This window comes from Streptomyces sp. NPDC006463, from assembly GCF_042870715.1.
Classification (GTDB): Bacteria; Actinomycetota; Actinomycetes; order Streptomycetales; family Streptomycetaceae; genus Streptomyces.
In genome coordinates, this window is sequence record NZ_JBIAHP010000009.1 from 62,777 (window position 1) to 76,030 (window position 13,254).

At 72.3% G+C, this 13,254-nt stretch carries 8 protein-coding genes and 1 pseudogene; 5 read left to right on the forward strand and 4 right to left on the reverse strand.

Annotated elements, in window-relative coordinates:
- Positions 1-4 precede the first annotated feature (4 nt).
- The gene (locus ACFYOB_RS17850; protein WP_388560793.1) at positions 5-3,865 is read left to right on the forward strand and encodes an ABC transporter ATP-binding protein; all 3,861 of its coding nucleotides are present in this window, start codon (positions 5-7) and stop codon (positions 3,863-3,865) included.
- Between the two features lie 11 nt (positions 3,866-3,876).
- Here the strand turns inward: ACFYOB_RS17850 and ACFYOB_RS17855 are convergent, their stop codons facing one another.
- On the reverse strand, positions 3,877-4,125 hold the full coding sequence (locus ACFYOB_RS17855) for an EF-hand domain-containing protein (RefSeq protein WP_388560794.1): 249 nt from the start codon (positions 4,123-4,125) through the stop codon (positions 3,877-3,879).
- 273 nt (positions 4,126-4,398) lie between these two features.
- Here ACFYOB_RS17855 and ACFYOB_RS17860 point away from each other — a divergent pair, with 273 nt between their 5' ends.
- Both ACFYOB_RS17860 and ACFYOB_RS17865 read left to right on the forward strand, forming a co-directional pair.
- Positions 4,399-4,812 carry a hypothetical protein gene (locus tag ACFYOB_RS17860; protein ID WP_388560795.1) on the forward strand — a complete coding sequence of 138 codons (414 nt, stop codon included), beginning with the start codon at positions 4,399-4,401 and terminating at the stop codon, positions 4,810-4,812.
- A gap of 84 nt (positions 4,813-4,896) precedes the next feature.
- Positions 4,897-6,330: a S28 family serine protease gene (locus ACFYOB_RS17865; RefSeq protein ID WP_388560796.1), complete on the forward strand. Its 1,434-nt coding sequence runs from the start codon at positions 4,897-4,899 to the stop codon at positions 6,328-6,330.
- A 28-nt stretch (positions 6,331-6,358) separates the two neighbouring features.
- On the opposite strand, the gene ACFYOB_RS17870 is transcribed toward ACFYOB_RS17865, so the two are convergent.
- Together ACFYOB_RS17870 and ACFYOB_RS17875 are read right to left on the reverse strand one after the other, a co-directional pair.
- Positions 6,359-8,125, reverse strand: a complete 1,767-nt coding sequence (locus ACFYOB_RS17870; RefSeq protein WP_388560990.1) for a glycoside hydrolase family 3 protein — start codon at positions 8,123-8,125, stop codon at positions 6,359-6,361.
- A gap of 114 nt (positions 8,126-8,239) precedes the next feature.
- A complete protein-coding gene (locus ACFYOB_RS17875; RefSeq protein WP_388560797.1) occupies positions 8,240-9,136 on the reverse strand; it encodes a LysR substrate-binding domain-containing protein in 897 nt (298 codons plus the stop codon).
- Between the two features lie 82 nt (positions 9,137-9,218).
- Here ACFYOB_RS17875 and ACFYOB_RS17880 point away from each other — a divergent pair, with 82 nt between their 5' ends.
- Entirely contained in the window at positions 9,219-10,154 is a 936-nt protein-coding gene (locus ACFYOB_RS17880; protein ID WP_388560798.1) for an EamA family transporter, read from the forward strand.
- Here ACFYOB_RS17880 and ACFYOB_RS17885 read toward each other — a convergent pair.
- Positions 10,105-10,608 (reverse strand): annotated as a pseudogene (locus ACFYOB_RS17885) (GNAT family N-acetyltransferase); the annotation flags it as partial. The gene ACFYOB_RS17880 and the pseudogene ACFYOB_RS17885 overlap by 50 nt on opposite strands.
- A gap of 341 nt (positions 10,609-10,949) precedes the next feature.
- Here ACFYOB_RS17885 and ACFYOB_RS17890 point away from each other — a divergent pair.
- Entirely contained in the window at positions 10,950-13,199 is a 2,250-nt protein-coding gene (locus ACFYOB_RS17890) for an ATP-dependent RecD-like DNA helicase (protein WP_388560799.1), read from the forward strand.
- The last annotated feature ends 55 nt before the right edge of the window (positions 13,200-13,254 follow it).

Here is a 13,254-nt window from a genome sequence, read left to right on the forward strand (position 1 = left end):
CCACGTGGCGGCGGCAGAGACGGCGGCTGGGGAGAAACAGGGCTGGGCCAGGCGGCTGACCGCCTACACCTGGCGGTACAAGGTCAACGTGCTGCTCGCGCTCGGGTCCTCGCTCGCCGGCATGGCCGTCATGGCGCTCGTGCCGCTGGTCACCAAGGTGATCATCGACGACGTCATCGGGAACGGGACCAAGCCCATGGGGCCCTGGGCCGCGATGCTCATAGGCGCGGCCCTGCTCGTGTACGTATTCACCTACATACGCCGGTACTACGGCGGGCGGCTGGCCCTCGACGTCCAGCACGACCTGCGCACCGACATGTACGACACCATCGCCCGCCTCGACGGGCGGCGGCAGGACGAACTGTCCACCGGGCAGGTGGTGGGGCGGGCCACCAGCGACCTCCAGCTCATCCAGGGCCTGCTCTTCATGCTCCCGATGACCATCGGGAACTTCCTGCTGTTCGGGATATCCCTCGGGATCATGCTGGCGCTCTCGCCGCTGCTGACCCTCGTCGCGCTGCTGATGGCCCCCGCCCTCTGGTTCATCGCCAAGCGCAGCCGCAAGAAGCTCTTCCCCGCCACCTGGTACGCGCAGAGCCAGGCCGCCGCCGTCGCGACCGTCGTCGACGGCGCGGTGACCGGCGTCCGCGTCGTCAAGGGCTTCGGGCAGGAGGAGCAGGAGACCTCCAAGCTGCGCGCCGCCGGACGGCGGCTGTTCGCCGGCCGGATGCGCGCCATCAGGCTCAACTCCCGCTACACCCCCGCCCTCCAGGCCGTCCCGGCCCTCGGGCAGGTCGCCATGCTGGCCCTCGGCGGCTGGATGGCCACCAACGGGCGGGTGACCCTCGGCACCTTCGTCGCCTTCTCCACCTACCTCGCCCAGCTCGTCGGCCCCGTCCGCATGCTCGCCATGGTGCTCACCGTCGGCCAGCAGGCCCGCGCCGGCGTCGAGCGGGTCTTCGAGCTCATCGACACCGAGCCCGAGATCCAGGACGGCGACCGCGAGCTGCCCGCCGGCGCGCCCGCCACCGTCGAGTTCGACGACGTCCGCTTCGGCTACGACCCCGAGCGGCCCGTCCTCGACGGTTTCTCGCTCTCCGTCGCGGAGGGGGAGACCGTCGCCCTGGTCGGGTCCTCCGGCAGCGGGAAGTCCACCGTCTCGCTCCTGATGCCGCGCTTCTACGACACCGACCACGGCACCGTCCGCGTCGGCGGCCACGACGTGCGCGAGCTGACGTACGAGTCGCTGCGCGGCGCCATCGGGCTCGTGCCCGAGGACTCCTTCCTCTTCTCCGACACCATCCGCTCCAACATCGCCTACGGGCACCCCGGCGCGACCGACGAACAGATCCGCGCCGCCGCCCGCGCCGCCCAGGCCGAAGGCTTCATCGAGGCCCTGCCCGCCGGGTACGACACCAAGGTCGGCGAGCAGGGGCTCACCCTCTCCGGTGGTCAGCGCCAGCGCATCGCGCTCGCCCGGGCCATCCTCACCGACCCCCGGCTGCTCCTCCTCGACGACGCCACCTCCGCCGTGGACGCCCGCGTCGAGCACGAGATCCACGAGGCCCTGCGCGGCGTCATGGCCGGCCGGACCACCGTGCTGATCGCCCACCGCCGCTCCACGCTCGCGCTGGCCGACCGGATCGCCGTACTCGAACACGGGCGGCTCGCCGACATCGGGACGCACGAGGAGCTGGAGCGCCGCTCCCCCCTCTACCGCAGGCTGCTCACCGACCCCGACGCGCTCGGCGCCGGCTCGCCGCGGACCCCGGACGCCCCGGTGATGACCGAGTTCGAGCGCGACCTCGAAGACCACATCGAACGCGACATCGAGCTCGAAGCCGAGATCGACTCCGAGCCCGTCAACGCCAAGCGCCGCGTCGCGGCCGGGATCACCCCCGAGCTCTGGCGGCGCCGCGAGGCCCCCGACAACGCCGACAACGCCGCCGGCTCCGCCCCCGCCGCCGGCACCGGCGCGCCCGGAGCCGGGCACTCCATGGCCGGGGCCGTCGCCGGGATGCCGGCGACCCCCGAACTCCTCGCCCAGGTGGCCGCCCTGCCGCCGGCCGACGACCAGCCCGACGTGGACGAGGACCGCGCCACGGCCCCCGAGGAGAGCTACGGCCTGCGCCGCCTGCTCCGCGGGTTCTGGGCGCCGCTCGCCATCAGCCTCGCCCTCGTCGCCGTCGACGCGGGCTCCGGTCTGCTCCTGCCGATCCTGATCCGGCACGGCATCGACCAGGGCGTGGAGAAGGCCGCCCTCGGCGCGGTGTGGGCCGCCGCGGTCCTCGCGCTCGGCGTCGTCCTCGCCCAGTGGGCCGCGCAGTTCGCCGAGACCCGGATGACGGGCCGCACCGGCGAGCGCGTGCTGTACGCGCTCCGCGTCAAGATCTTCGCCCAGCTCCAGCGCCTCGGTCTCGACTACTACGAGCGCGAGCTGACCGGCAAGATCATGACCCGGATGACCACCGACGTGGACTCCCTGTCCAGCTTCCTGCAGACCGGCCTCGTCACCGCCGTCGTCTCCGTCTTCACCTTCTTCGGCATCCTGATCGTCCTCCTCGTCCTCGACGTCGAACTCGCGCTGATCGTCTTCGCCACCCTCCCGGTGCTCGTGATCGGCACCGTCGTCTTCCGCCGCAAGTCGGTCGCCGCGTACGAGCTCGCCCGCGACCGGGTCAGCCTGGTCAACGCCGACCTCCAGGAGTCCGTCGCCGGGCTCCGCATCGTCCAGGCCTTCCGCCGCGAGGGCTCCGGCGCCCGCCGCTTCGCGGAGCGCAGCGACTCGTACCGCGAGGCCCGGGTCCGGGGCCAGTGGCTGATATCCGTCTACTTCCCCTTCGTCCAGCTGCTGTCCTCGGGCGCCGCGGCCGCCGTACTGATCGTCGGCGCGGGCCGGGTCGAGGCCGGGACCCTCACCACCGGCGCGCTGGTCGCGTACCTGCTCTACATCGACCTGTTCTTCGCCCCCGTCCAGCAGCTCTCCCAGGTCTTCGACGGCTACCAGCAGGCCACCGTCTCCCTCGGCCGCATCCAGGGGCTGCTGCGCGAGCCCACCTCCACACCCCGCCCGGAGCGGCCCCGCGAGGTCTCCGCGCTGCGCGGGGAGATCGCCTTCGAGGGCGTCCGCTTCCAGTACGGCACCGCCGAGGAGCGGGGTGAGACGGGTGAGGCGCTGGCCGGAATAGACCTGCGCATATCCGCCGGGCAGACCGTCGCCTTCGTCGGCGAGACCGGAGCCGGCAAGTCGACGCTGGTCAAGATGGTGGCCCGGTTCTACGATCCGACCTCGGGCCGGATCACCGCCGACGGCGCCGATCTGCGGGAGCTCGACCTGACGGCGTACCGCCACCGCCTCGGTGTGGTCCCCCAGGAGTCCTACCTCTTCCCCGGGACCGTCCGCGACGCCATCGCCTACGGGCGGCCCGGGGCGAGCGACGCCGAGGTGGAGGCCGCCGCCCGCGCGGTCGGCGCCCACGACATGATCGCCACGCTCGACGGCGGCTACCTGCACACCGTCGCGGAGCGCGGACGCAACCTCTCCGCCGGGCAGCGCCAGCTGATCGCACTGGCCCGGGCCGAACTCGTCGACCCCGACGTGCTGCTGCTCGACGAGGCCACGGCCGCCCTGGACCTGGCCACGGAGGCCCAGGTCAACCTGGCCACCGACCGGCTCGCCGGCAAGCGGACCACCCTGGTGGTGGCCCACCGGCTGACCACCGCCGCCCGCGCCGACCGGGTCGTGGTCATGGACCGCGGCCGGGTCGTGGAGGACGGTACGCACACCGAACTCCTGGCGCGCGGCGGCCGGTACGCCGAGCTGTGGCGCACCTTCGCCGGGGAGGACGAGCGCGCCGCGGCCTGACGGCCGAAGGGTCAGAGCTCGCCGAAGAGCAGGTTGCCCGGGGCGTCCTCGTCGGTGCCGATGTAGTACTCGCGGACGGCGTCGAGGAGTTCGTCCACGGTCAGCGTGCCGTCGCCGTCCTTGTCGATCCGCCGGAACAGCGCCTCGGCGTCGGCGGGGCTCAGCTCCGGGTTGAAGGCCTCCTGGGCCTTGTGGAACTCCTCGGGGCTGACGCGCTGGTCGTCGTCCTTGTCGACGACCGTCAGGATGGCCTTCACCATCGGCCGGAACGAGCGGTCGTCCCTCTCGCGGCTACGTTGAGAACTGGATCGATTACCTGGCGTAATTGGCTGCGGGGTCGTGAACTCGCGTCCTCCCACTGGGGCGTTGTGGATGCACTCGTACGAAGTAGAAGGTCGCGGACCCTTGCCGACCGCAACCTTCCGGGGAGTCTGGGCGTCGTACGTGCGTACGCACGTGGTACGTACGACCGAGCGGGGGACAGGGTGTTGCACGGGTGGAGAGGATGCGGCCGATGGGTCGCGCCCCTCGGGGTGTTCACGGCGGCGCTGTGGCTCTGCGTCGGCGGGCTGTTCGCGGCGCCGCCCGCGCAGGCGGCGGCGTCGCCGGTCCGGGCCGAGCGGGCCGGCGGGGGTGGCGGGGGTGGCGCGTACGCCGAATCCGGCGGATGTGCGGGCCGCCTGGCCAGGACGCTGCCGATCGCGACGGGCGAGGTGCGCGTGTACAAGACCCACACCCAGGCGTGTGCGGTGGCCGTGGCCCGTGTCCCCGGTGAGCGGCGGGGGATGGCGGTGAGCATCCAGCCGCGCGGCGGCGCCCCGATCCGCGATATCGGGCGATTCACCCGTTACGCCGGGCCTGTCACCGTGGGTGCGATCGGCCGCTGTGTGTATGTAAAGGGGAGCGTGGGGGCCGGATCTGCCGATTCCGGCTGGATCCTGTGCTGAACGACCGGCCCAACTAGGTCTGTTCAGCAGCGCGTTCACCCCGCTAGGTTCACGGCGACCGAAGTGAACTCAAGGGGAGGGTGAATGCGCAAGACGCTCGGATGGCTGCTGTCGCTCGTGGTGCTGATCGGCACCATGGGTGCGGCCGGCTTCACGGCACAAGCGGCCACCGCCGCAGGGCCGGCGGCCGCCACGGACATCAAGGACCAGATCCTCGGCATTCCCGGGATGAGCCTGATCGAGGAGAAGCCGTACCCCGGCTACCGCTTCTTCGTACTGAACTACGAGCAGCCGGTCGACCACCGGCAGCCGGGGAAGGGCACCTTCAAGCAGCGCCTGACCCTTCTGCACAAGGACGTCTCGCGGCCGACGGTGTTCTACACCTCCGGCTACAACGTCAACACCAGCCCGCGCCGCAGTGAGCCGACGACCATCGTCGACGGCAACCAGGTGTCGCTGGAGTATCGATTCTTCACGCCCTCCCGGCCCGACCCGGCCAACTGGGCGAACCTGGACATCTGGCAGGCCGCCAGCGACCAGCACCGCATCTTCACCGCCCTGAAGAAGATCTACACCAAGAACTGGCTGGCCACGGGCGGCAGCAAGGGCGGTATGACGGCGACGTACTTCGAGCGCTTCTACCCGCGTGACATGGACGGCGTCGTCGCCTACGTCGCGCCCAACGACGTCGTCAACAACGAGGACTCGGCCTACGACCGGTTCTTCGCCAAGGTCGGCACCAAGGAGTGCCGCGACAAGCTGAACGCGGTGCAGCGCGAGGCGCTCGTGCGCCGCGAGCCGCTGGAGGCCAAGTACGCGACGGCCGCCGCCGAGAACGGCTGGACCTTCACCACCGTCGGCGACCTCGACAAGGCCTACGAGGCCGTCGTACTCGACTACGTGTGGGCCTTCTGGCAGTACAGCCTGCTCTCCGACTGCGCCTCCGTCCCGGCGGCCGCGACCGCGAGCGACCAGGAGATCTGGGACACGGTCGACGCGATCTCCGGCTTCTCCGCCTACACCGACCAGGGTCTGCAGACGTACACCCCGTACTACTACCAGGCGGGCACGCAGCTCGGCTCCCCGGACATCAAGCAGCCGCACCTGGCCGGCCTGAGCCGCTACGGCTACCAGCCGCCGCGCAACTTCGTGCCCCGCGACATCCCCATGACCTTCCAGCCGGCGGCCATGCGGGACGTGGACAACTGGGTCCGCAAGAACGCCAACCAGATGCTGTTCGTGTACGGGCAGAACGACCCGTGGGGCGCCGAACCGTTCCACCTCGGCTACGGGGTGCGCGACAGCTACGTCATGATCGCGCCGGGCGCCAACCACGGTGCGAACGTCGCCAAGCTCCTGGACGAAGAGAAGGCCCTCGCGACCGCGAAGATCCTCCAGTGGGCGGGGGTGGCCCCGGCCGCCGCGCTCGCCGACGCGCGCAGGGCGACGCCGCTGGCGGCGCCGGACGCGCAGCTCGACCAGCGTGACCTGGAGCGCGAGCCGCAGCTGCGGCCGTAACGCGCCCTGCCGGGCCGCGGGCTGACGTCTAGTAGGTCAGTCCGTGGCCCAGCGGGTAGCGGCCCGGGACCGGCACCGGGAGGCGGCCGGCCGGCCGTAGCGCCCCGGTGAGCACCCGGGCCGCCGCCCGCATCTCAGCATCGGCCCAGGAGTACGTCGCCACCTCCGCCGCGCACACCGGCAGCCGCGCCGAGTCGTACGGGTTGCGGAGCGCCACCGCGATCACCGGGACGCCGGTGGCCAGCAGATCGGCCACCAGGGTGCGCTGCGGATCGTCCCCCTCGGGGACGTTGTACGTGCACACCACCACCGCCGCGTGACCGGGCGCCGCGGCCACCGCGCGGGCGGGCGGCAGGGCCGTGGCCCGGCAGCCGAGTGCGGTCAGCTCCTCGGCCAGGACGGCGGTGGGGGGACCCGTGGTGCCGCTGGGGGAGACCGGGTCCGTCCCGGTGACCAGCAACCGGGGCCCGGCCGACGCGTCCAGCGGCAGCAGCCCGGCCGGATTGGCCAGCAGCGTCGTCGTGGCGCCCGCGATCTCGTCGGCCGCCGCCAGGTGCTCCGGGACGCCGACCACCGCGTCCACCTTGCCGGACGGGGCGCCCGCCCCGCCGAACAGGCCCAGGCGCGCCTTCAGCTCCAGGATCCGCAGCACCGACTCGTCGATCCGCTCCCGCGTCAGCTCGCCCGTCTCCACGGCCGCCAGCACGCTGCGGTACGCGAGGCCCAGGTCCGGCGGGTTCAGCAGCTGGTCGCAGCCCGCCTTCAGCGCGAGTACCGGCACCCGCTCGTCACCGTACTTCTGGCGGACCCCCGCCATGTCGAGCGCGTCGGTGACCACCACCCCCCGAAACCCCAGGCGTTCGCGCAGGATCCCGGTCACGATCGGCCGGGAGAGGGTCGCCGGGTCCCCCGAGGGATCGAGGGCCGGGAAGACGATGTGCGCCGTCATGACCGCGTCCACGCCCGCCTCCACAGCGGCCCGGAAGGGCGGCTCGTCCAGCTCCTCCCAGACGGCGCGGGTGTGCCGCATCACCGGCAGCCCGACGTGGCTGTCGGTCTCCGTGTCCCCGTGGCCCGGGAAGTGCTTGGCGGTGGCCGCGACCCCGGCCCGCTGGTAGCCGCGGACCTGGGCGGCGACCAGCTCCGCCACCGCGCCCGGGTCGGCGCCGAAGGACCGTACGCCGATCACCGGATTCGCCGGGTTCACGTTCACGTCGGCCACCGGCGCGTAGTCCTGCCGGACGCCCATGGCCGCCAGCTCGGCCCCCGCGATGCGCGCGGCCCGGCGGGCACCGGCGGCGGAACCGGTCGCGTTGTGCTGCGCGCCGAGCGCCATCGCCCCCGGGAACAGCGTCGCGGGCTTGCCGATGCGGGCGACGACGCCGTGCTCCTGGTCGGTCGAGAGCAGCAGCGGGATCCCGGGACCGGCGGCGAGGGCGGCCTCCTGGAGACCGGCCGACAGCGCCGCGATCTGGTGCGGGCTACGGGTGTTGTGCGCCCAGGCGAAGTAGATGATCCCGCCGAGGTGGTAGCGGGAGACCAGCTCGGCCGCCGTGCGCACCCCGAACAGCTCCTGGTTCTTCGCCGCGTCCGCCGGGTCGGGGTCGGTCGCCGAATGCCCGTACGCCCGGGAGACGAAGAGCTGCCCGACCTTCTCGGCGAGGCTCATCCGGTCGACCAGGCGGCGCAGCGCCGCGTCGAGCCGGCGGCCGGGCGGGAGCGCGTCGGGGGCCAGGCGGGCCGCCGCGGCGTCGGCCGCGGCGGAGGGGGCCCCGGCGGCCGTGACGGCGGCCATGGCGGCCGCGGCGAGCAGGGTCCGGCGGGAAGCGTGGTACGGCACCCGCCGGACCCTACTGCGGGCCCGCGTCCCGCGGGCCCCGGACACTCGGGAGGTCCCCCGGATGACTCGCTACGGGGTCCAGTGCTCCTGCAAGGTCCGTACCGCCTCGGTGATCGCGGGGCGGCGGGCCGCCCCGGTCCGCCACAGCGCGTACAGCCGGCGTACGGGGCCGGGCTCCAGCGGCACGGCCACCGCGCCCGGCGGCAGCGCGCCGGTGCCCAGCCGGGGCACCACCGCCACCCCGAGCCCGGCCGCGACCAGGGCGACGATGGTGTGGTTCTCCTCCGCCACGTGCGCGATGTCGGGCTCGAATCCGGCCGTGCGCAGGGTCCGCATCAGCCAGTCGTGGCAGACCCGGCCGGGCGGCTGGCACACCCAGCGCTGGCCGCCGAGGTCGCTGCGGCGGACGACGGAGCGCTCGGTGAACGGATGCCCGCTCGGCACGACCAGGTCGCAGAGGTCGTCCCCGATCACCGCCTGCTCGACCCCTTCGGGGGCCGGCAGCGGCGCGATGTCCCAGTCGTGGGCCACCGCCAGGTCGGTGACGCCCCGGGCCACCAGGTCCACCGACAGGTGCGGGTCCACCTCGGTGAGCCGGACGTCGAGGGCCGGATGGCGGCGGGCCAGATCGGCCAGCACCCCCGGCAGCAGCCCGCGCGCCGCGGAGGCGAACGCGGCCACGGTCAGCAGCCCGCTCGGCTGTCCGCGCCGCTCCTCCAGGGTGGTCTCGGCGCGCTCCACGATCGCCAGCAACTCCTGGGCCGTGTCGGCCAGATGGCGGGCCTCCTCGGTGAGGGCGACCCCGCGCCCGCGCCGCTCCAGCAGGGTGGTGCGGGTCTCCCGCTCCAGCTTGGAGATCTGCTGCGAGACCGCCGAAGGGGTGTAGCCGAGGGCGGCCGCGGCGCCGGCGACCGAGCCGTGGACGGAGACGGCGTGCAGGGCGCGCAGCCGGAACAGGTCGAGCATGCGCCAAGCGTAAGCAATGCTTCATCCATCCCGGAAGAGATCTGCGCTGGTGCTACACGATCAGGGCGCCGATGCTCGGAACATGCGTCCCGTACACACCGCACTCGCCGTGCTCGTCGCCGCCGTCTGGGGCTTCAACTTCGTCGTCATCCAGATCGGACTCGGCCACTTCCCGCCGCTGCTCCTGTCCGCGCTGCGCTTCCTCGTCGCCGCGCTGCCCGCCGTGTTCTTCGTCGGCCGGCCCAAGGTCGCCTGGAAGTGGATCATCGGGGTGGGCGTGGCCCTCGGCATCGCCAAGTTCGGCCTGCTCTTCACCGGGATGGCCGCCGGGATGCCGGCCGGGCTGTCCTCCCTCGTCCTGCAGGTCCAGGCCGTCTTCACCGCCGTACTCGCCGCGGTCGTACTGCGCGAACGGCCCGGCCGGGTACGGCTGCTCGGCATGGGCGTGGCGCTCGCCGGGATCGGGGTGGCCGCCGTGGACGGGGGCACGTCCGGACCGGTGCTCGGCTTTACGCTGGTCGTCGCGGCCGCCGCCTGCTGGGGCGTCTCCAACGTCCTGACCCGCAGGGCCTCGCCGCCCGACGCGCTGAACTTCATGGTGTGGGTGTGCACGGTCCCGGTGCTGCCGCTGTTCGCGCTCTCGGCCCTGCTGGAGGGGCCCGAGCGGGACCTGGCCGCGCTGCGCGCCCTGGACTGGTCCGGGGCCGCCGTCATCGGCTACGTGGCCTGGGTGTCCACCGTCTTCGGCTTCGGGGCCTGGGGCTACCTGCTGCGCCGTTACCCGGCCTCCTCGGTGGCGCCGTTCTCGCTGCTTGTCCCGGTGTTCGGGATGTCCTCGGCGGCCCTGGTGCTGGGGGAGTCCGTCTCGGGCCTGCGCTGGCTGGCGGCCGTACTCCTGGTCGGCGGGGTGGCCCTCACCTCGCTGGCCCCCGCGCGCGCCTCGAACCGTACGGGGGTCGGTTCGGGCGTCAGCGCGGGGAGCCCTCCTGCAGCGGCAGTCGCCAGTCCTGCCCCGTGAGGGTGACGCCGTACGAGCGGTACGGGCGCTCGGCGACCAGGGTGAAGCCGGCCCGCAGGCAGAGCGCGCGGGCTTCGGCCAGCACGTCGTCGGCCCACAGTGCGAGCTCGCGGTAGCCGACCGAGCGGGCGAAGCCGACGACCGTGTCGACCAGCAGGGAGCCGACGCCGCGGCCGCGCTCCTCCGGGTCTACCAGGAGCAGCCGCAGCCGGGCGGTACCGGGCGCGCCGTCCTCCCGGACGCACATCACCGAGCCGACCGGACGCCCGTCCAGCTCGGCGATCCAGACGCGTTCCAGGTAGGGGTCGTGGTCCTCGGCGAACTCCGCGACGACCCGGGCCACCATGCCCTCGAAGTCGGTGTTCCAGCCGTACTCGGCGGCGTACAGCGCGCCGTGGCGCTGCACGATCCACCCCAGGTCCCCCGGCTGCGGGTCCCGTAGCCGCACGCTCTCAGCCATGCGCCAACTCTAGGGGCGCAGGCGGCCGCGGGCCACGCCGTCGTCGTCATCGTCTCGCTCCACTCGTGCCTGAAATACGACTTCTGTGCTGATTCACCGGCACTTTGAGTAGGCGTTGGGTAACGGAAAGGCAAAACTGTGGATCCGGGTGCAACCCTCCGGCGGAATTGCGGGTCGTATGGTGCGTCGGTACTTCCGGGAGGGGATCTGGGGGGATCGGGAAGTCCGGCACGGGAGGGGTAACCGTGACAGGGGTCCGGCCGCGAGGCTGGACCCCTTTCTCGTACCGTCCACAGGCATGACGCGTTGTCGGCGCCGGACGGTAGCTTCGTGCCATGGCAACCAACGGGGCGGCGGTACAACTGGCTGTGGTCGAGGGGGTGCTCGAACGCATCACCTACGCCAACGAGGAGAGCGGGTACACGGTCGCCCGCGTCGACACCGGCCGGGGCAGCGGTGACCTGCTCACCGTCGTCGGCTCGCTCCTCGGCGCCCAGCCCGGCGAATCCCTGCGCATGGAGGGCCGCTGGGGCTCCCACCCGCAGTACGGCCGGCAGTTCACGGTGGAGAACTACTCCACGCTCCTGCCCGCGACCATCCAGGGCATCCGCCGCTACCTGGGCTCCGGTCTTATCAAGGGCATCGGCCCGAAGATCGCCGACCGGATCGTGGAGCACTTCGGCCTCGACACCCTCGACGTCATCGAGGACGAGCCCAAGCGGCTCATCGAGGTGCCCGGTCTCGGTCCCAAGCGGACCAAGCTGATCGGCGAGGCCTGGGAGGAGCAGAAGGCCATCAAGGAAGTCATGGTCTTCCTCCAGGGCGTCGGCGTCTCCACCTCCATCGCGGTGCGCATCTACAAGAAGTACGCCGACGCCTCCATCTCCGTGGTGAAGAACCAGCCCTACCGGCTCGCCGCCGACGTGTGGGGCATCGGCTTCCTCACCGCCGACCGCATCGCCCAGGCCGTCGGGATCCCGCACGACAGCCCCGAGCGGGTCAAGGCCGGGCTCCAGTACGCCCTGTCCCAGTCCGCCGACCAGGGTCACTGCTTCCTGCCCGAGGACCGGCTCATCGCCGACGGGGTCAAGCTGCTCCAGGTGGACACCGGGCTGGTGATCGACTGCCTGGCCGAGCTCGCCGCCGATCCGGAGGGCGTCGTACGGGAGCCCGTACCCGATCCCCAGGGCGGTCCGGATCCGCTGACCGCCGTGTATCTGGTGCCCTTCCACCGGGCCGAGCTCTCGCTGGTCGGGCAGGTGCGCCGGCTCCTGTACGCCGAGGACGACCGGATGCCCGGCTTCAAGGACGTGGACTGGGACAAGGCGCTGGGCTGGCTCGCCGGGCGGACCGGGGCCGAGCTCGCCCCCGAGCAGCGGGACGCGGTCAAGCTGGCGCTGACCCGCCGGGTCGCCGTCCTCACCGGCGGGCCCGGCTGCGGCAAGTCCTTCACCGTGCGCTCCATCGTCGAGCTGGCCCGGGCCAAGAAGGCCAAGGTGGTGCTCGCCGCCCCCACCGGCCGGGCGGCGAAGCGGCTGGCCGAGCTCACCGGGGCCGAGGCCTCCACGGTGCACCGGCTGCTGGAGCTCAAACCGGGCGGGGACGCCGCGTACGACCGGGACCGGCCGCTGGACGCCGACCTGGTCGTCGTCGACGAGGCCTCGATGCTGGACCTGCTGCTGGCCAACAAGCTGGTCAAGGCCGTGGCACCGGGTACACACCTGCTGCTCGTGGGAGACGTGGACCAACTGCCGTCGGTGGGCGCGGGCGAGGTGCTGCGCGACCTGCTGGCCGAGGGCGGCCCGGTGCCCGCGGTCCGGCTGACCCGGATCTTCCGGCAGGCCCAGCAGTCGGGCGTGGTCACCAACGCCCACCGGATCAACACCGGCGTACCGCCCATCACGGACGGGCTGCCGGACTTCTTCCTCTTCCCCGAGGAGGACACGGAGGCGGCCGGGGTGCTCGCCGTGGACGTCGCGGCGCGAAGGATCCCGGCACGGTTCGGGCTCGACCCGCGCCGGGACATCCAGGTGCTCGCGCCCATGCACCGCGGTCCGGCGGGCGCCGGAAACCTCAACGGCCTGCTCCAGCAGGCCATTACGCCGGCCCGGCCGAACCTCCCGGAGAAGCGCTTCGGCGGCCGGGTGTTCCGGGTGGGCGACAAGGTCACCCAGATCCGCAACAACTACGAGAAGGGGGCCAATGGTGTCTTCAACGGCACGGTCGGCGTGGTCACCGGCCTCGACCTGGACGAACAGCGCCTGACGGTGCGCACGGAGGAGGACGAGGAGATCGGCTACGAGTTCACGGAGCTCGACGAGCTGGCCCACGCCTACGCCGTCACCATCCACCGCTCCCAGGGCAGTGAATATCCCGCCGTGGTGATCCCGGTCACGACCGGCGCTTGGATGATGCTCCAGCGAAATCTTCTCTACACGGCGGTGACCAGGGCGAAGAAACTGGTCGTCCTCGTCGGGTCCCGCAAGGCCCTTGGCCAGGCTGTGCGTACGGTTTCCGCAGGCAGGAGGTACACGGCGGTCGCTCCCAGACTGTCCGGCCGGATACCGGTGGGAAACATCACCTAAATGATCGATCATTTGGGGTTCCGACAACCGTCGGGGAGGGGCAGGATGAGCGGGT